The organism is Ekhidna sp., from assembly GCF_965227465.1.
Taxonomy (GTDB): domain Bacteria; phylum Bacteroidota; class Bacteroidia; order Cytophagales; family Cyclobacteriaceae; genus Ekhidna.
On the sequence record NZ_OZ245746.1, the window covers coordinates 288,208 to 312,661 of the forward strand.

Here is a 24,454-nt window from a genome sequence, read left to right on the forward strand (position 1 = left end):
GTAAATCATGACAAAAATGCCTTTTTGAGTGCTCCAATTGTTCTAGTTCGGTAACTTCAGTGATAAACAATCATATCAAGATGTTACGCTTCTTTTTATTGAATTTTCTGCTTTTCAGCTGTTTGATCCTAATTGCGCAACCTACTCGAGATCAACATCCACTATCTCAAATACTGGCTAATACACGAGTATATGTGATGGAGAAGGACAACTCAGAAACCATTGTAAAAGGGAGTCACTATTATATGGATGATTTCAGCGCAGGATGGGTTTTACTTCAGGAGAGCAGAGACACAATTCAAGACCTCTATTTAAAATATAATATTTACCATAACATTTTAGAGTGGAGGGTTTCGAAAAATGAAATTAAAAATCTACTGATTGATCGTGTAGCTTCTTTTGGTTTTGAAGATGATTTTTTTGTTAATGCGCAGCAATTGGAATCAGGTCAAAAAGGGTTTTTTAAGAATGTCTATAGAGGAGAAGTAGTATCGATTTATACCAAGGAATCAATTAAAAGAAAATACATTAAGGCAAAACCGCCATTCGAAGAAAAGAACTCAATCATATTCTATAAAACTGAGGAAACGTATCTTTATCATGATGGCAGGATGCATCTCATCAACACAAAGAAGCAATTGGAAAGTTTGATTAACAGTTGGGAGATGCGATCCCTAAAATCAAAAAAATCTGATCTACAGAACGAGGCATTCTTGCAATCCCTGGGGGAGAGGATAGAAAGCCATTTGACTAGTAAATGATTGATTTAGTAGAGTGATAGAGCAAACCTGGCAATCAGCCAGGTTTGCTCATTTAATTAAATGCTATCAATGATTTGATTGAGGCTTTCGCTAGCTCTCATTGCTTTGGTTGCCAGTTCTTCATTGGGCTGATAGTACCCGCCAATTTCTACTGGAGATCCCTGAGCTGCGATTAACTCCTCGTTTATTTTGCTTTCGTTTGCAGCGAGTTGCCTGGCCACTTCGGTAAAAGCATCTCTTAGTTCAGCATCTTCATCTTGATTAGCTAGCATTTCTGCCCAATACATGGCCAAATAAAAATGACTACCTCTATTATCAATCTCATTTACCTTTCTTGAAGGAGACTTATTTTCCTCCAGAAGTTTAGATGTCGCTGCATCAAGTGCATCAGCCATGATTTTAGCTGCTTTATTATCATGCTTCTCGGCCAGATGTTCTAGTGAAACAGCCAAAGCTAAAAACTCACCTAAAGAGTCCCATCGCAGATGCCCCTCTTCAACAAATTGTTGCACATGCTTAGGTGCTGATCCACCAGCTCCAGTCTCGAAAAGTCCACCACCATTCATTAGTGGAACAATTGATAGCATTTTTGCGCTGGTACCAACTTCAAGAATTGGAAATAGATCGGTCAAATAATCTCTAAGGACATTTCCTGTTACAGAAATAGTATCCTGACCTTTTCTAATTCTTTCAACAGAAAACTTAGTTGCATCTACTGGTGACATGATGTGGATTTCAAGTCCCGCAGTGTCGTGATCTTGAAGGTACTTTTCTGCTTTCTTAATCAACTCAGCGTCATGAGCTCGGTTCTTATCTAGCCAGAAAACGGCAGGAGACCCTGTAGCTTTAGCCCTGTTTACTGCAAGTTTTACCCAATCCTGAATCGGTGCATCTTTCACCTGACACATTCTGAAAATATCTCCGGTGTGCACTTCTTGCTCTAGTAATACGTTTCCATCAGCATCTATTACATGTACTTTTCCCGGCTTGTCAAACTGGAAGGTTTTGTCATGAGATCCGTATTCCTCAGCTTTTTGTGCCATCAAACCTACGTTCGGAACACTCCCCATAGTAGTTGGGTCGTATGCTCCCTTAGCTTTACAGTCTTCAATTACTGCCTGATAAACACCCGAATAGCACCTATCTGGAATGACCGCTTTTGTATCTTCAGTCTTATTGTCTTTGTTCCACATCTGACCAGATGTTCGGATCATGGCAGGCATAGAAGCATCAATGATAACATCGCTTGGAACATGCAAGTTGGTTATTCCTTTATCTGAATTGACCATCGCCAGGGCAGGGCGAGTGTCATAAACCTTTTCGATATCAGATTCAATTTCTTGCTTTTTAGCATCATCAAGTGTTTGAATCTTGCTGTAAACATCCCCAATTCCATTGCTGGAATCTACTCCAAGTTTATTGAAGATGTCGGCGTGCTTCTCAAATACATCCTTGTAGTAAACCTCAACAGCTGCACCAAAAATGATTGGGTCGGAAACCTTCATCATCGTTGCTTTCATGTGGAGGGAGAAGAGTACGTTTTTTGCTTTTGCATCCTGAATTTCCTGCTCGATAAATGATTTGAGCTTTAACATGTTCATCACGGATGCATCAATCACTTCTCCTTTCTGGATTGGAAAGTTTTCCTTTAAATCCACGGTCTCTCCATCTTGTCTATGAAACTTAATTTTCACATGAGTAGCATTATCCACTGTAGTAGATTTTTCACTTCCATAAAAATCCCCCTCACTCATACTTGCTACGTGCGATTTAGATTCACTACTCCATTCACCCATCGAGTGAGGGAATTTTTTAGCAAAATTCTTAACTGCTTTTGGTGCACGCCTGTCTGAGTTTCCTTCCCTTAGAACCGGATTTACCGCGCTACCTTTCACCTTATCGTATCTCGCTTTAATATCCTTTTCCTTGTCATTCTTCGCCTCGTCCGGATAGTCAGGCAATGCATACCCTTGTGATTGTAACTCTTTTATGGCAGCCTTTAATTGAGGAATGGAGGCACTTATGTTCGGAAGTTTGATGATGTTAGCTTCTGGTGTTTTAGCAATCTCCCCTAATTCAGAAAGTGCATCTCCAATTTGCTGATCTGTGGAGAGAAATTCTGGAAAAACTGAAATAATTCTTCCTGCCAGTGAAATATCCCTGGTTTCCACAGCTACCCCCGCTTTGCTTGTGAAAGCTTTCACGATTGGTAAAAACGATTTGGTAGCTAATGCAGGTGCCTCATCCGTATGTGTGTAAATGATCTTTGCCATTGATTATTTTTCTCTTTTAATGGTTAATAGGATTCTTTTTTACTGGGGAATTTTTGGGATTTAATGTCAGAAACGTAGTTTTCAAATGCCTCTTTCATGACCGTATTTAGATCGGCATATTGACGTAAGAAACGTGGTTTAAAATCTTGTGTGATACCTAGCATATCGTGAACAACGAGTACCTGACCATCGGTATCCGGTCCTGCGCCAATCCCAATAGTAGGGATAGTAATGGCTTCAGAAACTTCTTTTGCCAGTTGTGATGGGATTTTCTCGAGAACTATGGCGAAACATCCAAGTTCTTCCAGCGCTTTTGCATCTTCGATGAGTTTTTTTGCTTCTGCTTCCTCTTTGGCTCGCACGGTGTAGGTTCCAAATTTGTAAATGGATTGTGGGGTAAGCCCCAGATGGCCCATCACAGGTATTCCAGCTGAGAGTACCCTGGTAATACTTTCTTTAATTTCAACTCCGCCTTCCATTTTAACTGCATGCCCACCGGCTTCTTTCATAATCCTGATGCATGATCTCAAAGCTTCGGAGGAATTTCCCTGGTAGCTTCCAAATGGAACGTCAACCACCACCAAGGCCCGATTAACCGCCTTTACTACTGAAGTGGCATGCCAAATCATATGATCTAGGGTGATAGGTAGTGTAGTTTCATTACCTGCCATGACGTTTGATGCGCTATCACCGACCAGGATGACGTCAACACCAGCCTGATCTATGATCTTGGCCATGGAATAGTCATATGCGGTAAGCATGGATATTTTTTCTCCCTTCGCCTTCATTTCCTGAAGTTGATGGGTTGTTACGATCTTTATGTTTCCTTGTATACTCATGGCCTGAAATGGATGCGCAATTTACTAAATCGATAATGGACTGTAAAATTCATTTTAATAAGGTAATGTGGTATATTATTTGATTCTGACCTTATAATTTAATTATTTCATACCATGAAACTGCTTTCGTTGGGAATTGTCTTTATTGCTACTTTATTTTCGAACTGTCAGGACGAGGTGAAGAACACAGAAATAGTAAAAATTGAATTTGGAACCAGCTTTGGGATGTGTGCAGGGTATTGCACGCAGATCCTTACAGTGACTAGTGGAAATATAGCTAAAGTGGTTATCCCTAGGATGGATAAAAACCTACAGAAAAAGACTTGTGAATCATCGTATTCAGGGTATAATGCTTTGGTTTCTGAATTGGATGTAGACGCGTTTATGTCTCTTGAGGAAACCATTGGTTGTCCGGATTGTGCGGATGGAGGTGCCGAATGGGTCGAAATAACTACTGCGGAAGTTTCCAAAAAGGTTACGTATGAATATGGTAAAACACCTGACGCATTATTGTCAATCATTGATGAATTGAAAAGGCAATACAATACGTTAGACGAATGTGATTAAAGCCACTAGCTTTATCAACTGTCATCATTACAAGATATTCCAGGAACTCACAGGTATAATTTCTTAAAATTTTCTCAAAAAAAATCGTATTATCAATGAAAGCTTCATTTATCTCAGATTTATCACTTCCTGCTGTAGCAGCACCCATGTTTCTAATTTCGGGCCCAAAGATGGTCATTGAATGTTGTAAAAATGGAATTGTTGGCACATTCCCAGCACTCAACAATCGCTTGACGGAAGGTTTTGAGGAATGGGTGGTCGAGATAAAAGAAGAATTATCCAAATGGGAAAAAGAAACAGGGAAGAAAGCTGCACCTTTTGGAGTTAATCTAATTGTTCACAAAACAAATCCGCGGCTGGAAGCAGATTTAGAAATTGTGGTAAAACACCAGGTTCCATTGATCATTACCTCCCTCGGAGCTGTTACGAAATTAGTTGATGCAGTTCATAGTTATGGTGGGTTGGTTTTTCATGATGTCATTATGAAACGACATGCAGAGAAGGCATCCGACGCAGGTGTTGATGGACTCATCCTTGTTTGCGCGGGAGCAGGTGGTCATGCTGGAACATTAAATCCAATGCCATTTGTAGGAGAGGTTCGGAAATTTTTCAATAAGACTATTTTGTTGTCAGGGTGTATTTCTACAGGTCGTGATGTTGCCTCAGCAATACAAATGGGAGCCGACCTGGCTTACATGGGGACACGATTCATTAATACTACAGAAAGCGAAGCTCCAGATGAATATCGTAAAATGATTATAGATGCCGGAGCTTCGGATATTGTTTATACCGCAGCAGTATCGGGTGTTCATGCGAATTTTTTAAAACCTAGTTTAGAAGCTATGGGAATCAGCGAAGAAATGTGGAAACAATCAGCTAAAGTGGATTTTGGAGAGGAGCTGTCTAACGATGAAGCCAAAGCATGGAAAACGATTTGGTCCGCTGGTCAGGGAGTTACAAAAATTGATGATTCACCTACAGTTAAAGAATTGGTACAGCGATTGATAGGGGAATTCAGAGAGGCGGTAACGGAACAAGCAGGTTTACTTGATAGGTATTAATCTTTCCACTTAATACTGCATCCGATGCTGGGTTTTTGGTCCTCAATAATGGGCTCATCTTCCAGGTGAGCCTCTAATGCATTAACCAAATCATCTCCAGTAACTGGTTCTGGGTTGCCAGGAGTGCTGGCATCAAATCTTCCTCGATAGATGCATTTTAAATCTTCGTCAAATAAGAAAAAATCAGGAGTGCAGGCAGCTTGATAAGCTTTCGCCACTTCCTGCGTTTCGTCATAGAGATAAGGAAAATCAAATTCGAATTCTTCAGCCTGTGCCCTCAGACCGTCTGGAGCATCATCCGGATAGGTATTTGCGTCATTAGAGCTAATCCCCACAAATCCGATTTTTAGATCTCCATACTGACGCGCGACCACCGCAATCTCTTCTTCAATGTTTTTAACATAAGGACAATGCGCACATATAAACATGACAACAAGGCCATATTCCTTTCTTACATCTTCAATAGTTAGTGTTTTACCTGAAATTACATCCGGCAAGCTAAAATCTGGTGCCACTGTACCTAAAGGCATCATATTGGATTCAATTGCAGCCATACTTATGAATTGATTATTTTTAAATCTAAGCTAAAAGTTAATACATCATATCACATGAAAAAATTCCTATTGCTCCTTTTGACAATTTCTCTATTGCAACATGCAATGGCGCAAATTACTCCGGCCCCATCTCGAACACAGGGAGATGGCCCTTATGATATGACCATTATTCGCGGAGCAACCATGATAAATGGAAATGGAGCACCACCCATTGGACCAGTGGATATTGTGATCGAAAAAAATAAGATTACCAAAGTTCAGGTGGTGGGATATCCGGGTGTGGAAATAAATCCGGAAAGGAGACCAAAGCTAGAAGGCAATGGGATGGAAATAGATGCGGACGGTATGTTTGTATTACCTGGATTTGTAGACATGCATGGTCACATTGGTGGTAGTAGTCAGGGGACTCCAGCGGAGTATGTTTTTAAACTTTGGCTCGCACACGGGATCACTACGATTAGAGATCCATCTGCGGGAAATGGACTGGATTGGGTATTGCGACATAAGACTCGTAGCATTAATAATGAAATAGTAGCTCCAAGAATATTGGCTTATACTTCTTTTGGTCAAAATCTTTCAGATATAAAGGTGGTCAGAAACCTGCCTGGTGAAAGAACCGTGGGAAACGAGGTTTTGAGAGGACCTATCACCAATGCAGAAGAAGCCGTATCATGGGTACGGGCAAACTACCGGAGAGGGGCAGACGGAATTAAGTTTTTTGGAGCTTCTCCAGAAGTTATGGAAGCGGCATTGAAGGAAAACAAAAGATTAGGTCTACGTTCAGCATGTCATCATGCGCAACTTAATGTTGGGTGGTGGAATGTACTCAACTCTGCGGAAGCGGGACTTACCACCATGGAACATTGGTATGGACTGCCAGAGGCCTTGTTTGACGATCGGATAGTTCAGGATTATCCTGTGGACTATAACTATCAGAATGAACAGCATCGCTTTGGGGAGGCTGGTAGATTGTGGAAGCAGGCAGCTGAACCCTATTCAGAAAAGTGGAATCAGGTGATGAACAGGCTTTTGGAATTAGATTTTACTTTGGATCCCACATTCAACATTTATGAAGCAAGCAGAGATTTGATGCGATCAAGAAACGCTGATTGGCACACGGATTACACACTCCCATCATTATGGAAATTTTATCAGCCAAGCAAGGTTTCTCACGGCTCGTACTGGCACTTCTGGGGTACAGAGGAGGAAGTGGCCTGGAAAGAGAATTACAAGCTATGGATGACTTTTGTTAATGAATACAAAAACCGCGGAGGACGTGTTACCACCGGATCTGATTCCGGATTTATTTTTCAGCTGTATGGGTTCGCATACATAAGAGAACTTGAACTTTTAAGGGAGGCTGGCTTTCATCCCATAGAGGTAATCCGTTCGGCTACACTGCTTGGTGCAGAGGCACTTGGGATGGAAAAAGAAATTGGGACAATTGAAGTTGGAAAATTAGCAGATTTGGTCATTGTGGAAGAGAATCCATTGGCTAATTTGAAGGTACTCTACGGTACGGGAGCCATTAAATTGACCGATGATAATGAGATTACCAGGGTCGGTGGAGTTAGGTTTACAATTAAAGATGGAGTTGTATATGATGCTAAAGAACTACTGGAAGACGTGAGAGAGATGGTCAAGGAAGCGAAAAACGGTGAAGAGCTGAAGCAACCTGGTTATCCGAATTGGAATGATTGAAAGAGATAAAAAAAGGAAATTTTATCTTTGGCTACTTATCTTATCAACTGCCTTTGCTTTTGTAATTCTAATTGATGTCATTTTCCCATCATATGAATCAAAAGAAATCATCGTTGATAAAACAGGCTATAATCAGATTGTCGGAGGTCGATCAACCATTAGATCCAACAAAAAATATCAAATCACTACGGCACATGGTTCCTTCCCATGCACTAGAGCAATTATATATGCGGCAGAAGTTGGTGATACTATTGTAGTAAGCAGGACTAGACTTCTGGGAGAAATTAACTACGTTTTGGCAAATAATCTCCAGTATGAAAATGATTATCGTGCGTATAAGCATTTAATCTTTCCTGTATCACTTTGGGTATCTTGCTTTTTTGGGTGGTTTCTGATTAAGAGAGAAAAGTCTTTTTCTACTTACGAAACATTGATTATCGCATCAGTTATGGTGAGCTTGTTCATGATTTATACAATTATTGTAAATTAATGATATGTTGAAATCATTCTTAATAATTCTCTCGCTAGTAATAATTAGTTGTCAGCCCAGTGGCAATCGTGCAGATACTGAACAAACAATGGAATCTGCATCTCAAACCAAAGATCCCTCCAAAGTCTATAATTTAATGGGGGAGGAATTGCCCCCGCCACAAATTCCTCAGGAGTCGAAAGTTAAACTTGAGGAAAACTTAAACCAGGCCCGAGCCAATTACGAAGCAAATCCCGATAGCCTGGAGCTGATTATCTGGTACGGACGAAGGCTGGCTTATTTAGGTCGCTATTTAGAAGCGATTGAAGTCTTCTCAAATGGAATTAGCAAGTTTCCCACCTCTCATGAACTGAGGAGGCACAGAGGGCATAGATACATTACTACAAGACAACTTGACAAAGCAGTTGATGACTTTGAAATGGCAGCATTTTATAGCGTAAATACCGAAAACTCGATTGAACCAGATGGAGCTCCAAATAAGTTGAATATCCCTTTGAGTAATGATAAGTTCAATATTTGGTACCATTACGGATTAGCTCATTACCTGAATGGCAGGTTTGATAAGGCGCTTTCAGCTTATAAGAAATGTATGGAGTTTAGTGATAATGATGACCTAAAAAGTGCAACCTTCTATTGGTTATACATGACCTACAAAAAGATTGGAAATACTTCAATGGCGGATGATTTACTAGCTGACATAAGTGATGAGATGAAGATCATTGAAAATGATGACTACCTTAATCTTTTACTGCTTTTTAAAGGGGAAAAAAAGATTGATGCATTGATGTCAGAGGCATTTCCTGAAGGAGGAAATATCAATCCTACCATGGGATATGGCCTTGGTAACTGGTATCAACAGCAAGGTAATCTTGAAAAAGCCAATGAAATCTTTCTGAAGATTTTGGACAGTCCGAGCTGGGCTTCATTTGGGTATATAGCAGCAGAAGCTGAATTAGCTACTACTTTTCCTGTCCCAGTCTCCTGATCTCGTTGCGCAACTGAATTGCCACATTGGGATAATCGGTAATGATGCCATCAACACCGGCATTCAGCATTTTAATCATGTCCTCACGCTCATTTACAGGATAAGCATGGACTTCATACCCTTTTGCATGCATTTGAAAAATTCTCCGCGGTGAAAGCGTCTCCCATTGCGGGTTAATCGCTTTCATTCGATTACTTTCCTTTGCACGACCCATATGAATTCGGGTCTCTACATAAAAAGCGATCAAGGGCGCAGAATCTTCGCCTACAATCAAGGCTTTTGTTTGTATGAATGGATCGAGTTCATGAACTTCATCTAAATATTTCGGTTCATAAGACTGAAGAATAATCCAATCCTCTCCGTTTTCTTCACTTAGAACTACATCTACCAATTTCTCAGCAAAATCATGGTAATGCGGGTGATCCATATGTTTGATTTCAATGAGGACAGTAATTCTGCCGTCGATAAAATCTAACACTTCTTTCAAAGTTGGGATGCGCTGGTCGCTATAATGAGAATCATACCAGGACCCTACATCAAATTGCTTAATCTCCTCAAGCGTGTAATCATGCACATCACCTGTCACCGGATTACCGAGTGAGTCCTTTGCTATCCTGTCCAAACGCTGATCATGAAAAACAATGATTTCTTCGTCTTTCGTATGGCGAACATCCAATTCTATTTGATCTACTCCTAAATCCATAGCTTTTTGAAAAGCTGCCATGGTGTTTTCAGGTGCAAGGCCGGAGGCTCCCTTATGAGCAATTATCTGAAATTCTTTATCCTCAAGGCGATCAATGGAAGTGCTGGCAAACAGATTTCTGTAAAACCATGGTTCAAACAATGAGAACGCTCCGAATAAGATAAAGAAGGGCGCAGAGTAAAGAAGAAATTTCCTAGTCATCAGGTGTGATTATTTAACCGGAAAAGTTACTAAAAAAGAACCAAATACTACTATTCTGTAGGTTTGACTAGCTTAATTCCTAATTCACCTAATTGTTCCATCGAAATTGCTGATGGAGAATCAATCATTACATCTCTACCTCCATTGTTTTTAGGGAAAGCGATGAAATCTCTAATACTCTGTTCACCAGCCATTATTGCACACAGTCGGTCAAAGCCAAAAGCAACTCCTCCATGAGGTGGAGCACCATACTCAAAGGCACTCATGAGGAATCCAAATTGTGCTTCCGCTTCTTCTTTGCTAAAACCCAGGACCTCAAACATTCTTGCCTGCATTTGCCTGTCATGGATACGGATTGAGCCTCCACCTGCTTCTACCCCATTAATGACCATGTCATATGCATTGGCACGAACAGCTCCAGGATCAGCATCCAGTTTTTCTACATCTTCCGGTTTTGGTGCGGTAAATGGATGGTGCATTGCATGGTACCGCTTTGACTCATCATCCCATTCTAATAATGGGAAATCCAGCACCCATGCCGCAGCAACTTTGTTTTTATCTCTTAGACCAAGACGCTCACCCATCTCAAGTCTTAGCTCATTTAGGGCTTTTCTTGTCTGATTTGCTTCTCCAGCCAGAATCAAAAGCAGGTCTCCCGGTTTAGCACCAAATTTCTCCGCCCAAGCGCTTAATGCGTTTTGATCAAAGAATTTATCTACTGAAGACTTAAATGAGCCATCTTCATTGCATTTGACATAAACCAGTCCTTTAGCCCCAATTTGAGGCTTTTTCACAAAGTCTGTCAACGCATCCAATTGTTTTCGTGAGTATTCTGCACAGCCTGTGGCGTTGATGCCGACCACCAGATCTGCGCTATCGAATACCACAAATCCTTTGTCTTTGGCTAATTCATTCAACTCACAGAACTCCATTCCAAATCTAAGGTCCGGTTTGTCTGATCCATATTTTTTCATGGCATCATCAAAGCTGATGCGCTGAAAATCGCCAAGCTCAATTCCCTTAATTTCTTTGTAAAGAAACTTAGTCATGCCTTCAAACATCTGAAGTACATCTTCCTGCTCCACAAAGGCCATTTCACAATCAATTTGTGTGAATTCTGGTTGTCTGTCCGCTCGTAAATCTTCATCTCGGAAACACTTGACAATTTGAAAATACCGGTCCATTCCGGCCACCATCAATAGTTGTTTAAAGGTTTGGGGTGATTGAGGCAGTGCGTAGAATTCATTTGCATTCATTCTTGAAGGCACCACAAAGTCACGAGCCCCCTCAGGGGTAGATTTAATCAGGTACGGTGTTTCTACCTCAACAAATGATTCTTTATTGAGATACTCTCGTACTTTTTGCATCATCGTGTGACGCAATTGCAGTTTTTCCCTGACTGGATTTCGTCTAATATCCAGGTATCGATATTTCATTCTTAAATCCTCGCCACCGTCCGTATTATCTTCTATTGTGAAAGGAGGAACTTTCGATCCGTTGAGCAATTCCAATTTACTCACCCGAATCTCTACGTCTCCGGTAGACATTTTATCATTCTTCGCGTATCGCTCTACCACCTCGCCAGTCGCTTTTACCACAAACTCTCTACCAGTCTTTTTAGCCTGATCTATGATTGTCTGATCAGTTACTCCTTCTTCAAAAATCAGTTGCGTAACGCCATATCTATCTCGCAAGTCAATCCAAACAACACCTCCTTTATCTCGCTGCTTTTGAACCCATCCGCAAAGGGTAACAGTTTGACCTATATGATTTGACCCTAATTCTCCACAAGTGTGTGTGCGTAGCATATCTTTTATTCAAATTGAAAAATGAGGTGCAAAATTAGGACTATGTGTAGGAATTAGGAACTAAACCCCAAGCTATCAATAGGGTTTCTATCATTTATTTTCGATTTGTTAAAACTTCATCAAAGTTTTAGCCCTTAAAGTGAGACAGGAGAGTATTTCTTAAATTCGCCAAATGAATAAAATTGTCTTTCTCCTGCTTACTGTATTTTCCACATTTCTGTATTCACAGGAAAAAATGACCAAATACCAGATCAATGAAGATATTTCTTACATGATCCCCGAATCATTCACACTGATGAGTCAAGGAGATCGAATACAAAAATTTGTTTCTTCAAGAGAGCCACTGGCAATGCACTCATCAATGGATAGAGAGGTAAACTTTGGTGTCAACTGGAATCCAATGCAGTGGATAGCTGGTGATGAAGAAATGATCTATGGTTTTTACAAAGCAAGTATCCAATCCATGTTTGATAAGGTTGAGTTTATTCAGGATGAAATCAAAGAGATTAATGGAAAGAAATTCATTGTTTTTGAATTTATAGGATCACTTCAAAGTGAAAATGCATTCTCAAGCAAATCGTCCAGGAGTTATACATATATTCAATATACCTCTTACAACGACCAGGTGTTGCTGTTCAACATTGGATGCAAGGCAAGGCTAATGAGTCAGTGGCAGCCAATTGCCAATGAAGTAATGAATAGTGTGAAAGTAAAAATCAAATAATGACCCTAAGCATTTATAGCGACGATCACTTCATGAAGCAGGCCTTGCTAGAGGCTCAAAATGCCTTTGATGAAGGTGAGATTCCTATTGGAGCTGTGGTGGTATGTGAAAATAAAATCATCGCAAAAGATCATAACAGGGTAGAAAGGTTGAATGACGCCACTGCGCATGCCGAGATGTTGGCTATTACCGCAGCTCAAAATCATTTAGGCTCAAAATACCTCAATGAGTGCACACTTTTTGTGACATTGGAGCCATGCAGTATGTGTGCTGGTGGTCTTTTTTGGACACAAATCGGTAGGGTGGTTATAGGAGCACTTGACAAGGAGAGGGGTTTTTCTCAGTTCAATAAAGACATCATACACCCTAAGACAGATTTGAAGCTTGGCGTAATGGCCAGTGAAAGTGAAACTATGCTCAAAGATTTTTTTAAGAAGCTCAGAGGCAACTAAACATGCCTTACTCTTGTTATCTTCACAAATCATTTTTTAAACCTAAAAAATCAAAAACTATGGCTTTTGAATTACCAAACCTACCACATGCACATGATGCATTGGAACCACATATAGACGCTAAAACCATGGAAATCCACCACGGAAAGCATCACGCTGGATATGTATCAAAATTAAATGCTGCAATTGAAGGAACTGACCTTGCTGGAAAATCTTTGGAGGACCTTGTTAAAAATCATTCAGACAATGGAGCAGTAAGAAATAACGGCGGAGGTCACTGGAATCACTCACTTTTTTGGGAAGTAATGAGTCCGAATGGTGGTGGAGAACCAACCGGAGCTTTAGCAGATGCCATTGATTCAGCTTTCGGTTCCTTCGATAAGTTCAAAGAAGCATTTAGCAATGCCGCAGCTACTAGATTTGGAAGTGGATGGGCTTGGCTCTGTAGAAAAGGTGACGGAACGTTAGATGTTTGTTCTTCTGCAAACCAGGATAACCCACTAATGCCAGGAGTAGGATGTGGAGGAACACCTATTCTGGGACTAGATGTATGGGAGCATGCATACTACCTAAATTATCAAAATAGAAGACCGGACTACATTAGCGCATTTTTTAATGTGGTAAACTGGGATGCTGTTAGCGAAAAATTTGCTGGATAATTGACAATTAAAAATTCGATATATATTTGCGATGAGAAATGAGAACTCAAGAACTACATCATCATGCACATCATATCCACTTCACCGAAGAGGTAAGAAGATGATGCTGTAGTTATTAAAAATAAATACAAAGGCCCGTCGGATTACCGTCGGGCCTTTTTTTATGTCGCAACGCGACTCGAAATAAATTGAGAAAGATAAGAGATAACTTAAAACAAGAAGCAAACAGCACTGTTACTCTAAAACATAAAAAATCATGTACACCCTTTGAATTGTATTGCCAGGGAAAGAGCACTGGAAAGGGGATGTTTTAATAAATAAAAATGGAAGAAAAACTAAAAATAGCAGTTCAGAAAAGCGGTCGACTCAATGAGAAAAGCATGGGCCTTTTGAAAGAGTGCGGCATCAAAATCAACAATGGTGGAAAGTTGATGTCAACAGCTTCTAACTTTCCGCTTGAAGTTTTCTATCTGCGAGATGATGATATTCCTCAGTATGTAGCTGAAGGAGTAGCAGATATAGGAATTGTGGGTGAAAATGAATTTCTGGAAAAAGATCAACAAGTCGACATCATTAATCGCCCCGGATTTTCAAAATGCCGACTCTCATTGGCGATTAGAAGAGAAGAAAATTACACAGGTTTATCATGGTTTGAAGGGAAGAAAATTGCCACCAGTTATCCGGTTATCCTAAGGAATTTCCTGAAAGAAAAAGGCATCAATGCAACAGTAGAAGAGATTAGCGGAAGTGTCGAAATCGCTCCGGGTATTGGACTTGCAGAAGGCGTATTTGATATTGTCAGCACAGGAAGTACGCTTTTAGCCAATGGATTGAAAGAGGTAGAAGTAGTACTAAAAAGTGAGGCATTATTAATTGCCAATAACTCGCTTGTCGATGATAAAAAAGTTTTACTTGATAAGCTGCTTTTTAGAATAGAGGCTGCAAAAGCCGCAAAGCAGAATAAATACATATTGCTGAATGCTCCTAATGATAAACTGGATGAGATCATCAATCTCTTGCCAGGAATGAGAAGTCCTACAGTTCTACCACTTGCAGATGAGGGATGGAGTAGTGTTCATAGTGTGATTCAGGAGGATGATTTTTGGGAAGTAATTGACCAACTGAAAGAAAAGGGTGCAGAGGGAATTCTTGTTTGTCCAATCGAAAAAATGATTATTTAAATCAATTGATAATTGACAATTAAAATGAAGTATTATAAATATCCTGAATCATCTAATTGGCCTACACTTTGCAAGAGGCCAACTTTTGATTTCTCAGAATTGAAGGAACGCATTGGTGCAATCATGACAGATGTCCGATCTAATGGTGACAAAGCACTCATTCGATACAGCAAAGAGTTTGATGCTGTGGAATTGGATAGTATGACAATTGATGTTGCTAATCAGGAATTTAAGATTGATCCTGAATTAGCAGATGCCATCAAAATGGCTAAATCCAATATAGAGCAGTTTCACATTTCACAAAAGGAAGAAATAAAGGTTATTGAAACCACACCAGGAGTGAACTGCTGGCGAAAAAGTGTAGCGATTCAAAACGTTGGACTCTATATCCCTGGCGGATCTGCACCTTTATTTTCTACTCTTTTGATGTTAGCCATTCCTGCTAAAATTGCTGGATGTAAAAATATTGTAGTGTGCACACCACCATCAGGTTTTGATGCTAATAATCCCCCTTTAGAAAAGGGGATGGAGGAGAATTTCGATAAGAGAGCATCAAAATCAATTAAATATCTGAATCCTGTCATTGGCTGGACTTGTCAGCTTTTGGGAATTGAGAAGGTGTATTTAACCGGAGGTGCTCAGGCGGTGGCAGCTATGACCTTTGGTACTGAATCAATTCCGAAGGTGGACAAAATCTTTGGTCCGGGAAATCAATACGTAACCGCAGCAAAACAACTAGCACAGAATTATGGTGTAGCTATAGATATGCCGGCCGGGCCTAGTGAGGTGTTGGTTATTGCCGATGATACTGCATACCCAGAATTTGTTGCAGCTGATCTGCTATCACAAGCAGAGCACGGACCGGACAGTCAGGTAGTTTTAGTGAGTAATTCTGAGGATTTGATTACCAAAGTGGAGGAAGAAGTAAAGAAACAAATAGATCAGCTACCGAGGAAAAGTATTGCTACGCAGGCATTAGCAAACAGTCGATCAGTCCTTGTAAAAGATATGAATAAGGCAGCAGCCTTTAGCAATGAATATGCACCCGAACACTTAATCATAGCTACCAAAGATGCTGAAGAATTAAGTGAGCAGATAACGAATGCAGGAAGTGTCTTTCTAGGAAACTGGAGCTGTGAAAGTGCAGGTGATTATGCCAGTGGTACTAATCACACCTTGCCAACCAATGGTTATGCACGAAATTACAGTGGAGTATCGCTAGACAGCTTTGTAAAGAAAATTACGTTTCAAAAGCTATCTGAAAAAGGTATTCAAAACCTGGGTCCTGCCATTGAAAAGATGGCAGAGGCAGAGCAGTTGCAGGCGCATAAGAACGCGGTGAGTTTGAGGTTGAATAAGCTTGGTAATGAAAACCTCCCCCTGACCCCCTCGGAGAGGGGGAATGATACTCTCTCAACTCCCCCTTTGGAGGGGGATGGGGGGAGGAAAGATGAAAAATTCCATCACTACAATAAAAACCTAAAAACGAAAGCTAGGAAACTCAGGAATGAAGCAACTAAAGCTGAGGCAATCCTTTGGAAACACGTGCTCAGAGCTAGCGGTATAGGTTACCCGTTTAGAAGGCAAAGACCCATAGATAATTACATTGTTGATTTTGTTTCTATACCCCTAAAACTAATTATTGAGATAGATGGGATCACACACTCCTATGAAGATACAGCAGAGAATGATGATATAAGACAGAGAAAACTGGAGGGTTTAGGATATAAAGTCATTAGGATACCAGATGATGCTATTCTGTCTAATGTAGATCGAGTTAGGAATTATTTGAAAGAAATTTTAGAAAACCTCCCAACCAGTACATCATCCAACTCCCCCTTTAGAGGGGGGCGAAATGAGGATAAATAAAATGAATAACATGTTCGACATAAATAAAATAACAAGAGAAAACGTCAAGAGACTCAAGCCCTACTCCAGCGCTCGAGACGAATTCAATGGGGTTGCTGAAGTATCTCTTGATGCAAATGAAAATCCTTTTGGGTTTGGCCTAAACCGCTACCCTGATGGAACATTAGGTGACTTGAAAGAGGCAATGGCTAAGTACCGAAATGTGGAAATTCCCCGATTAATCTTCGGCAATGGAAGTGACGAGTTGATTGACCTATTGATACGCGCTTTTTGTGAGCCGGGTCGGGACAAACTCATGATCTTTCCCCCGACTTTTGGTATGTACAAAGTGGCTGCAGATGTTAATGATGTGGAAGTGATTAAGGAACCACTGACTGATGATTTTCAAATCAACCTTAGTAAGCTGCAACCCAAGTTGTTAGATGAAAACCTGAAAATAATTTTTCTCTGTTCCCCCAATAACCCAACGGGCAATTGCATCAATAAGGATACGATCCTATCAATTACAGCAGCCTTTTCCGGGTTAGTGGTTGTTGATGAAGCCTACATTGATTTTGGAGGCGAAAGTTTGGTAAGCGAAAATATTTCCAACCTGTTCATTCTTCAGACCTTTTCTAAATCGATGGGACTTGCCGGGGCAAGGCTGGGTATTGGGTTTGGGTCTTCAGAAGTGATCAGTGTACTGAACAAAATTAAACCGCCTTACAACATCAATAGTTTGACACAGGAAAAAGCGATTGATGTTCTGAATAGACCTGAGCTGATCAAAAAGCAGGTTGAGATACTGATTGAAGAGCGAACAAAGATGGAGCAAGCGCTGAAGGATCTTCCTTCTGTTAGAAGAATTTATCCTTCTCATGCTAATTTCTTACTTGTTGCTTTTGAGGATGCTCAAAAAACCTATGCATACTTGATGTCAAAAGGTATTGTCGTGAGAGATCGATCCAGTCAGGTTTCGGATACTTTGCGAATCACGATTGGAACACCATCTGAAAATCAACGACTCATTGCAGCTCTCAAGGAAGAGGAGTACCAAGAAAAAGGCAGAATTGGTCGCTGTGTCAGAACTACCTCAGAGACAAAAATTAAGATTGAAGTCAATCTGGACGATACATCTAACACATCCATATCAACAGGTGTAGCATTTTTCGATCACATGCTGGATCAAATAGCAAGACATGGAGCACTTGGTCTGCATGTCGAGGTTGAAGGAGATATTGAAATCGACACACACCACACGATCGAAGATACTGCACTGGCGTTGGGCACTGCATTTAATGATGCCTTAAAAGATAGAAAAGGAATCGAGCGTTATGGGTTTTTACTTCCAATGGATGATTGTTTGTCACAGGTTGCCATTGATTTTGGTGGTCGACCTTGGATAGAGTGGGATGCAACTTTTAAGGCCACTCACGTAGGTGAAATGCCCACAGAAATGGTCTACCATTTTTTCAAATCCTTCTCTGATACAGCCAGATGTAATTTGAATATAAAAGCAACTGGAGATAATGATCATCATAAGATTGAATCTATTTTCAAGGCGTTCGCTCGCGCCATTAGGATGGCGGTGAGGAAGGATGATAGTGGAGTGATGCCGTCAACTAAGGGAGTATTATAAGAATATAGAATTCAGAAATAAGAATATAGAATTCAGAAAATAGAATGGAAAAAAGCAAATCATTTACTGAGCTTATAGTTTGGCAAAAGGCCCATGCATTGGCATTGGAGATTTATAAGATCACTCAAAATTTCCCGAAAGAGGAGATGTTTGGAATTACATCTCAGATAAGAAGAGCATCAGTATCTGTAGCTGCAAATATTGCGGAGGGCTACAAACGAAGATCAGCTAATGATAAAGCACGTTTTTTCAATATTTCAGAAGGTTCTCTAGATGAAACTAAATATTTCCTCATCCTAGCAAATGATTTAGGATTTACATCTGAAAGTGAGAATCTTTTAGAAAAGTGTGATGAGGTGGCCAAACTCTTATATTCATACAAAACAGCCATTCTAAATTCTGACTCCTAATAACTGACTCCTACCAATGATCGCAATCGTAAAATACAATGCCGGCAATATTCGCTCAGTGAAAAATGCGCTGGATAGAATTGGGGTTGAATCGGTAATCACGGATGATCCGAAGGAATTGAGAGAAGCCAAAAAAGTAATTTTTCCTGGTGTAGGTGAAGCAGGTACTGCCATGAGGTACTTAAAAGATAGAGGGTTGGATGAGGTCATCACTTCGTTAAAGCAACCTTTTCTGGGAATCTGTCTAGGCATGCAGCTGATGTGCGCACATTCGGAGGAAAAAGACACGGATTGTTTAGGAATATTTAAGGAAAACGTAAAGAAATTCCCACCGAAAGGAATTGTGCCACATATGGGATGGAATGACTTTATTAAAGTAGAAGGATCATTATTTGAAGGAATATCAACGACTGAAAATATGTACTTTGTCCATAGTTATTACGTCGAAGTAGGTCCTGACACCATCGGAGAAACAGACTATCTGGTGCCATTCACTTCTGCACTTCAAAAGGATAACTTTTACGGCGTGCAGTTTCACCCGGAAAAGTCCGCGGATGTGGGGAGAAGACTTTTGGAAAATTTTCTTGAACTATGAACATTTTAATAACCGTCATTCCTGCGCATGCAGGAATCTCTTCCAAACATGAGATTCCTGAATTTCGTTGCGCTACATCAGGAATGACGTTCCTAACAAAAAACAATTTATGCGAATAATACCAGCCATAGACATAATTGAAGGAAAGTGCGTCCGCCTGTCCAAAGGCGATTACGGAACTAAGAAAATATACAATGAAGATCCGCTTGAAGTTGCACAACAATTTGAAGATGCAGGATTGCAATACCTTCACTTAGTCGATCTGGATGGTGCCAAGGAAAAACACATTGTAAACTGGAAAGTGTTAGAGAAACTGGCAACTAAAACCCAGCTCATAATAGATTTTGGAGGTGGAATTAAGTCTGATGAAGATTTAAGAATTGCATTCGAAAGCGGGGCAAAACAAATAACCGGAGGGAGCATTGCGGTGAAAGAGCCAGTTAAGTTTACTTCATGGATTACAGCATACGGAGCGCAAAAGATCATTTTGGGAGCAGATGCATTGGATGGAAAAATCGCTGTATCCGGGTGGCAGGAAGAGTCTGACCTGGAAATTGAGAGTTTCATTGAAGACTATGCGTCAATAGGAGTCGAGTATGTGATCTCCACAGACATTTCTAAAGATGGAATGTTGGAAGGACCTTCATTTGAGCTTTATAACTCCATTCTACAGAAGTTGCCAGATCTGAAATTGATTGCAAGCGGAGGGGTGAGTTCAATGGATGATTTGGTGAAGTTGAAAGAGAATGGGTTGGAAGGAGCCATCGTTGGAAAAGCGATTTATGAAAATCGAGTGACTCTAAAAGAATTATCAGAAATCAATGCTTAAGAAAAGAATCATACCCTGCCTGGACATCAAAGATGGACAAACCGTAAAGGGTGTCAATTTTGTTGACATTCGGAGTGCCGGAGATCCAATTGAGTTGGCCAAACGCTACGTAAAAGAAGGTGCAGACGAACTGGTTTTTTTGGACATTACCGCCACGATAGATGGACGAAAGACTTTTGCGAAACTAGTGGAGGAAATTGCTCATGAAATCAATATACCATTCACTGTTGGTGGAGGTATCTCTTCCGTGGAGGATGCAACTGTATTGGTTAAAGCGGGGGCTGATAAAGTGAGTGTTAATTCAGCAGCAGTGCGACGACCTGAATTAGTCAAAGAAATTGCAGATGAGTTTGGAAGTCAATTCATTGTAGTAGCAATAGATGCTGGCCTGGTTGATGGTAAGTGGAAGGTATTTGTGAAAGGAGGACGAGAGGCAACCAACATAGATGTTTATGAATGGGCAAAAGTGGTTGAAAGATTGGGTGCAGGAGAGATATTGCTAACTTCCATGGCCAATGATGGTACCAAGACTGGCTTTGCTATTGAGCTGACCAATAAACTCGCTGCAGATCTGAATATCCCCGTTATTGCTTCTGGTGGAGCAGGAACCAGTGAACACTTTAAAGAAGTGTTTGAGAAAACGGAAGCAACAGGTGCGCTAGCTGCAAGTGTTTTTCATTTCGGAGAAATCCCTATACCAAAACTAAAAAGGTTTCTTAGACAAAAGAACTTAGATATAAGACTTTAGAAATCAATATAATGGAAAATTTAGGAAGTCTGGATAATCAGATATCGGAAATAAAACAGGATTTGGTTTCCGAATTCGAAAAGCAAGAGTTTAAAGATTTAATGACCGTTTCAAAAGATGATCAGTTTGATTATAAACAGCTTATAAAGTTCAAAAAAGTATCCGGACTTTATTTGTTTGAAATAAAAAATAAGGAGAATCAAGATTTTGATATGTGGCTTAGTCAATTTAGACCAAAATGGGAAGGTTTAGATATTATGAACACCCCAAGCCTAAAGCAAATAAGAATTTTAAAACACAAGAATACTTCTCCCACTTGGATTCCACTTTATATTGGTAAATCGAACAATCTATTTGATAGAATTAAAGGACATTTTGTGCTTAGGAGTAATCAGCGGACAGTAGGATTGAAGCTTAACGAAAGAGTCAATTTAAAAGATGAAATCATAAAGATTAGCATCATAAAGCTTGAATGCACAAATTATAGTATAATCGCTCCCATAGCGGAGAGTACACTAAGAAATAGACTTAATCCAATTGTAGGTAGACAATGACCATCTCGAAACTCGAAACTATGAACTCACAACTCACTCCAGCCATCATACAACACGCACAAACTAACCAGGTGCTGATGCTTGGTTACATGAATGAGGAATCAATGGAAAAGACAAAAGCTGAAGGGAAGGTCACCTTTTTCAGTAGGTCTAAAAATCGGCTGTGGACAAAAGGCGAGACCTCAGGAAATTTTCTGAATGTAGTCAGTATTCAGGAAGATTGCGATAACGATACCTACCTGATCAAAGTGATTCCTGAGGGAGACACTTGTCATAAGGGTACTTATACTTGTTTTGGAGAAAAGGAGCCAGCCGGATTTTTACATGAGCTTCAGGGGGTGATTCAGTCTCGCAAGGACAATCCATCAGAAAAATCTTACACAAACGAGCTTTTCCAAAAGGGAATAAAAAAGATAGCTCAGAAAGTAGGCGAGGAGGCGACAGAAGTGATCTTGGAAGCGATGGATAACAAGAAAGATCTTCTTATAGAAGAATCTTCTGATCTCCTGTATCACTTTTTAGTATTACTCGCAGACCAAGGATTAAAGCTGGAAGATGTGGAGGCTAAGTTGATGGAGCGACATTTGAAGAAATAAGTAAGCACTTACTTTTTAGGAGTCTTTTTCAAAAATTCATCGAGAGTCCTCTCCAACTTTTCCTTCTCTTTAAAAAGATCGCTAGAGATTTTCACAACCACTCCACTTTTTAAGTGGAGGTTCCAAACAACCGATTCTATTTTTTTGGATGTAGATACAGTTTTGTGCTGCCTGGCAATGTCATCTATACAGATATGATGACTTTTTCTCATATTTTTAATGTTAATTTTTTGTTCAGTGATGGTCAATGTGGTGAAGCTTGAAACTACTGCGATTGTTGTCACCAATCCAAGGCCAATTAAGATCCACGTCAACACGTTCAAATCATTCTGATTTCTTAGAATCAGTGCGGCTCCAAAAAAAAGACCCGGGATGAAAATCATCAACGTATTCGATCTGAAAACTTCAGTTTGACTTTTCATAACAATATCTAAAAAAGCTTAAATGTGAGTAGAATAAATTGAGCATAAGCATATTTAGCCTACAAGCTAAAATAAAAGACTGCCTTTTCAGGCAGCCTCTCATTTAAAATAGAATCACTGCGATTCAATTCAAGACTTTATTTCAAAGTTTTGCAGGATCGAGTTTCCCTAACCAGATCTGATTTTTGGTATCTTTAGTTGAGCCGTATCCCAGAAAGATTTTTTTCTTTCCTCCATCAATTGAAATTGAAGGTATTCCTTCTGATGGTAAGGCGTAAAGCAGAAACTTATCATCACCTAATTTTTGGTAATCCTCCAGCGTTCCTGATTCAGGATCGAATTTTGCAATGGCTCCAGTAAATCGTTTAACAATAGTCGTTTGGGTATATTCGATACTCCCTTCCGTCCATTTGCTTACGTATTTATTTATCTGATTTACTGTGAAGGTATTCCAAAACATATTACCATTGGGTCCTGCGAAAACCTGTCCTTGATCTTGAAAAAACCGTGGGTCAGTATCCGGATCTATTGCACCACCGATTCCTGCTTTTTCTTTTTGTGATTCAATTCCATAGAGCCGCTTAAAAGTGCCATCAGCAGCAAATTGGAACATTAACAAGCTTTTATAAAGTGGTTTTGTTGATCTGGCGTCCAGGCTCCAATCCTGAGCGTTGATGAAAATGTCTCTATTTGGAGCAATATTTAGGTTGCCAAAAGCTACACGCTTGCCATCATATTCAACTTTCTTTTTCTGACCAGCAGGTTTCACAGAAAGTTGATTAATCTCATCTAATGTTGGACCTGTCACAAAATCCACATTGTCGTCAGTAATTTTAAGGATTTGGAAAACATCTTGTTTGCCAGTTCCAATAGCAGCCAAAATATCCTGATGCTTTTCGTTCACCCCTTTAGATTCTCCTGGCCCATAAACATATACGGACCCGTCCTTTTCGTAAGCACCTAGGATCTGCCAGTTGTTGGCTTTGGTTTTAAATGAGGCTTTATTCATCAATTCACCTTTTGAAGAAAGACGAACATAGGTCCATTCATTAGGTTTAGGAGCCTGATTCACTTTAGGCTTGTATACTTTTCCTCCTGCATTGGCAAAAATCAGGATCATATTTACATCTCCTGTTTCTGTAAGAAACCACCCTCCAAAGAAGTGACGCTGAACGTAATCAAAAGACCACTCGGCGACTACCTCACTCTCCATGTTGGGTTTGATGCGGTGTACTTTGTAAGCATCAACTACGAGTCTTTTCTTGTTTAACGTACCAGAAACATAGAGTAAATCACCGGCAGCATTGTTGTAGTGCAGCACATATGGATTTTGCATAGTCTTGCCCACAAGCTCTTTAGCTTTAACCTTTTCTATCACTTTCGTTTCAACATCATATGTGCGACTCGTCCAATTGTAGTCGTACTTTGCCTCCGTTTTTTCGATTTTATTGTTCATTAAGCCACCCAGTGTCAGCATGGTGGTTGTATAATCTTCACCTTTATAGTTGGCTGGCATTTTAGCAGCATCAGTTTTTACGGTCGTTTGGTTAGCATCATAACCTCTTACTTCGATTTCTTCTGAATGATCGGAAATCAGATTTAAGTCATAATCAAAAACCAGTCTGTTTCTTTTGATAGACTTTCTTTTCACTTTGTTTACATAAACCAGCTCAAACTGCTGATTTTGATCATTGACGATAACTTCATTAGGGAAGCCATAAAAAGCGGAAAATCGGCTGTCTTTTTTTGAAAGGTCAATGATGGTTTCCTTTTCCAAAAGTTGGGCAGGTACCTGAAACAGCATACATATCAGTATCTGAATAGCAATAATTTTTTTCATGATGATTGATTTAA

At 40.0% G+C, this 24,454-nt stretch carries 25 protein-coding genes; 18 read left to right on the forward strand and 7 right to left on the reverse strand.

Annotated elements, in window-relative coordinates; translation table 11 throughout:
- Positions 1 to 80: 80 nt before the first annotated feature.
- Entirely contained in the window at positions 81 to 761 is a 681-nt protein-coding gene (locus tag ACO05G_RS01285) for a hypothetical protein (RefSeq protein ID WP_421764334.1), read from the forward strand.
- 56 nt (positions 762 to 817) lie between these two features.
- Here the strand turns inward: ACO05G_RS01285 and ACO05G_RS01290 are convergent, their stop codons facing one another.
- Together ACO05G_RS01290 and panB are read right to left on the reverse strand one after the other, a co-directional pair.
- Positions 818 to 3,034 carry an NADP-dependent isocitrate dehydrogenase gene (locus ACO05G_RS01290; protein WP_421764335.1) on the reverse strand — a complete coding sequence of 739 codons (2,217 nt, stop codon included), beginning with the start codon at positions 3,032 to 3,034 and terminating at the stop codon, positions 818 to 820.
- Positions 3,035 to 3,057: 23 nt separating this feature from the next.
- Positions 3,058 to 3,873, reverse strand: coding sequence for a 3-methyl-2-oxobutanoate hydroxymethyltransferase (panB, locus tag ACO05G_RS01295; protein WP_348282581.1), 816 nt, complete (start codon positions 3,871 to 3,873; stop codon positions 3,058 to 3,060).
- A 114-nt stretch (positions 3,874 to 3,987) separates the two neighbouring features.
- Between panB and ACO05G_RS01300 the strand changes: the two genes are divergently transcribed.
- The gene (locus ACO05G_RS01300) at positions 3,988 to 4,440 is read left to right on the forward strand and encodes a hypothetical protein (protein WP_421764336.1); all 453 of its coding nucleotides are present in this window, start codon (positions 3,988 to 3,990) and stop codon (positions 4,438 to 4,440) included.
- 95 nt (positions 4,441 to 4,535) lie between these two features.
- Complete coding sequence (locus ACO05G_RS01305) at positions 4,536 to 5,501, forward strand: NAD(P)H-dependent flavin oxidoreductase (protein ID WP_421764337.1); 966 nt, start codon at positions 4,536 to 4,538, stop codon at positions 5,499 to 5,501.
- Here ACO05G_RS01305 and ACO05G_RS01310 read toward each other — a convergent pair.
- Positions 5,498 to 6,055, reverse strand: coding sequence for a thioredoxin family protein (locus ACO05G_RS01310; protein ID WP_421764338.1), 558 nt, complete (start codon positions 6,053 to 6,055; stop codon positions 5,498 to 5,500). The genes ACO05G_RS01305 and ACO05G_RS01310 overlap by 4 nt on opposite strands.
- Positions 6,056 to 6,109: 54 nt before the next feature.
- Here ACO05G_RS01310 and ACO05G_RS01315 point away from each other — a divergent pair, with 54 nt between their 5' ends.
- From ACO05G_RS01315 to ACO05G_RS01325, 3 genes are read left to right on the forward strand one after another with little or no spacing between them, the layout of a single operon-like run.
- Positions 6,110 to 7,756 carry an amidohydrolase family protein gene (locus ACO05G_RS01315; RefSeq protein WP_421764339.1) on the forward strand — a complete coding sequence of 549 codons (1,647 nt, stop codon included), beginning with the start codon at positions 6,110 to 6,112 and terminating at the stop codon, positions 7,754 to 7,756.
- On the forward strand, positions 7,749 to 8,246 hold the full coding sequence (locus tag ACO05G_RS01320; RefSeq protein WP_421764340.1) for a hypothetical protein: 498 nt from the start codon (positions 7,749 to 7,751) through the stop codon (positions 8,244 to 8,246). The genes ACO05G_RS01315 and ACO05G_RS01320 overlap by 8 nt, the downstream gene beginning before the upstream one ends.
- A gap of 4 nt (positions 8,247 to 8,250) precedes the next feature.
- Entirely contained in the window at positions 8,251 to 9,231 is a 981-nt protein-coding gene (locus ACO05G_RS01325; protein ID WP_421764341.1) for a tetratricopeptide repeat protein, read from the forward strand.
- On the opposite strand, the gene ACO05G_RS01330 is transcribed toward ACO05G_RS01325, so the two are convergent.
- Positions 9,206 to 10,135 carry a glycerophosphodiester phosphodiesterase gene (locus ACO05G_RS01330; protein WP_348282586.1) on the reverse strand — a complete coding sequence of 310 codons (930 nt, stop codon included), beginning with the start codon at positions 10,133 to 10,135 and terminating at the stop codon, positions 9,206 to 9,208. The two genes, ACO05G_RS01325 and ACO05G_RS01330, sit on opposite strands and share 26 nt — an antisense overlap.
- A 50-nt stretch (positions 10,136 to 10,185) precedes the next feature.
- Positions 10,186 to 11,943, reverse strand: coding sequence for an aspartate--tRNA ligase (aspS, locus tag ACO05G_RS01335; RefSeq protein ID WP_421764342.1), 1,758 nt, complete (start codon positions 11,941 to 11,943; stop codon positions 10,186 to 10,188).
- A 172-nt stretch (positions 11,944 to 12,115) separates the two neighbouring features.
- On the opposite strand from aspS, the gene ACO05G_RS01340 reads away from it, so the two are divergent.
- The 12 genes from ACO05G_RS01340 (at position 12,116) to hisIE (ending at position 22,178) form a co-directional block, all read left to right on the forward strand.
- The gene (locus ACO05G_RS01340) at positions 12,116 to 12,667 is read left to right on the forward strand and encodes a hypothetical protein (RefSeq protein WP_421764343.1); all 552 of its coding nucleotides are present in this window, start codon (positions 12,116 to 12,118) and stop codon (positions 12,665 to 12,667) included.
- Positions 12,667 to 13,119: a nucleoside deaminase gene (locus ACO05G_RS01345; RefSeq protein ID WP_348282589.1), complete on the forward strand. Its 453-nt coding sequence runs from the start codon at positions 12,667 to 12,669 to the stop codon at positions 13,117 to 13,119. Before ACO05G_RS01340 ends, ACO05G_RS01345 begins: the two co-directional genes overlap by 1 nt.
- A gap of 59 nt (positions 13,120 to 13,178) precedes the next feature.
- A complete protein-coding gene (locus ACO05G_RS01350; protein WP_421764344.1) occupies positions 13,179 to 13,778 on the forward strand; it encodes a superoxide dismutase in 600 nt (199 codons plus the stop codon).
- Between the two features lie 323 nt (positions 13,779 to 14,101).
- Positions 14,102 to 14,959 (forward strand): ATP phosphoribosyltransferase, encoded by an 858-nt coding sequence (hisG, locus tag ACO05G_RS01355; RefSeq protein ID WP_421764345.1) that lies wholly within the window; start codon positions 14,102 to 14,104, stop codon positions 14,957 to 14,959.
- Positions 14,960 to 14,983: 24 nt separating this feature from the next.
- Positions 14,984 to 16,828: a histidinol dehydrogenase gene (hisD, locus tag ACO05G_RS01360; RefSeq protein WP_421764346.1), complete on the forward strand. Its 1,845-nt coding sequence runs from the start codon at positions 14,984 to 14,986 to the stop codon at positions 16,826 to 16,828.
- 10 nt (positions 16,829 to 16,838) lie between these two features.
- Entirely contained in the window at positions 16,839 to 18,446 is a 1,608-nt protein-coding gene (gene hisC / locus ACO05G_RS01365; RefSeq protein ID WP_421764347.1) for a histidinol-phosphate transaminase, read from the forward strand.
- Positions 18,447 to 18,490: 44 nt separating this feature from the next.
- Positions 18,491 to 18,856: a four helix bundle protein gene (locus ACO05G_RS01370; protein ID WP_421764348.1), complete on the forward strand. Its 366-nt coding sequence runs from the start codon at positions 18,491 to 18,493 to the stop codon at positions 18,854 to 18,856.
- A 16-nt stretch (positions 18,857 to 18,872) separates the two neighbouring features.
- The gene (hisH, locus tag ACO05G_RS01375) at positions 18,873 to 19,451 is read left to right on the forward strand and encodes an imidazole glycerol phosphate synthase subunit HisH (RefSeq protein WP_421764349.1); all 579 of its coding nucleotides are present in this window, start codon (positions 18,873 to 18,875) and stop codon (positions 19,449 to 19,451) included.
- Between the two features lie 109 nt (positions 19,452 to 19,560).
- Complete coding sequence (hisA, locus tag ACO05G_RS01380; protein WP_421764350.1) at positions 19,561 to 20,280, forward strand: 1-(5-phosphoribosyl)-5-[(5-phosphoribosylamino)methylideneamino]imidazole-4-carboxamide isomerase; 720 nt, start codon at positions 19,561 to 19,563, stop codon at positions 20,278 to 20,280.
- A complete protein-coding gene (gene hisF / locus ACO05G_RS01385; RefSeq protein ID WP_421764351.1) occupies positions 20,273 to 21,028 on the forward strand; it encodes an imidazole glycerol phosphate synthase subunit HisF in 756 nt (251 codons plus the stop codon). Before hisA ends, hisF begins: the two co-directional genes overlap by 8 nt.
- A gap of 11 nt (positions 21,029 to 21,039) precedes the next feature.
- The gene (locus ACO05G_RS01390) at positions 21,040 to 21,582 is read left to right on the forward strand and encodes a hypothetical protein (protein ID WP_421764352.1); all 543 of its coding nucleotides are present in this window, start codon (positions 21,040 to 21,042) and stop codon (positions 21,580 to 21,582) included.
- On the forward strand, positions 21,579 to 22,178 hold the full coding sequence (hisIE, locus tag ACO05G_RS01395) for a bifunctional phosphoribosyl-AMP cyclohydrolase/phosphoribosyl-ATP diphosphatase HisIE (protein WP_421764353.1): 600 nt from the start codon (positions 21,579 to 21,581) through the stop codon (positions 22,176 to 22,178). The genes ACO05G_RS01390 and hisIE overlap by 4 nt, the downstream gene beginning before the upstream one ends.
- An 8-nt stretch (positions 22,179 to 22,186) precedes the next feature.
- On the opposite strand, the gene ACO05G_RS01400 is transcribed toward hisIE, so the two are convergent.
- Both ACO05G_RS01400 and ACO05G_RS01405 read right to left on the reverse strand, forming a co-directional pair.
- The gene (locus ACO05G_RS01400; protein WP_421764354.1) at positions 22,187 to 22,600 is read right to left on the reverse strand and encodes a hypothetical protein; all 414 of its coding nucleotides are present in this window, start codon (positions 22,598 to 22,600) and stop codon (positions 22,187 to 22,189) included.
- A gap of 142 nt (positions 22,601 to 22,742) precedes the next feature.
- Positions 22,743 to 24,440, reverse strand: coding sequence for a hypothetical protein (locus ACO05G_RS01405; RefSeq protein WP_421764355.1), 1,698 nt, complete (start codon positions 24,438 to 24,440; stop codon positions 22,743 to 22,745).
- Positions 24,441 to 24,454: the final 14 nt, after the last annotated feature.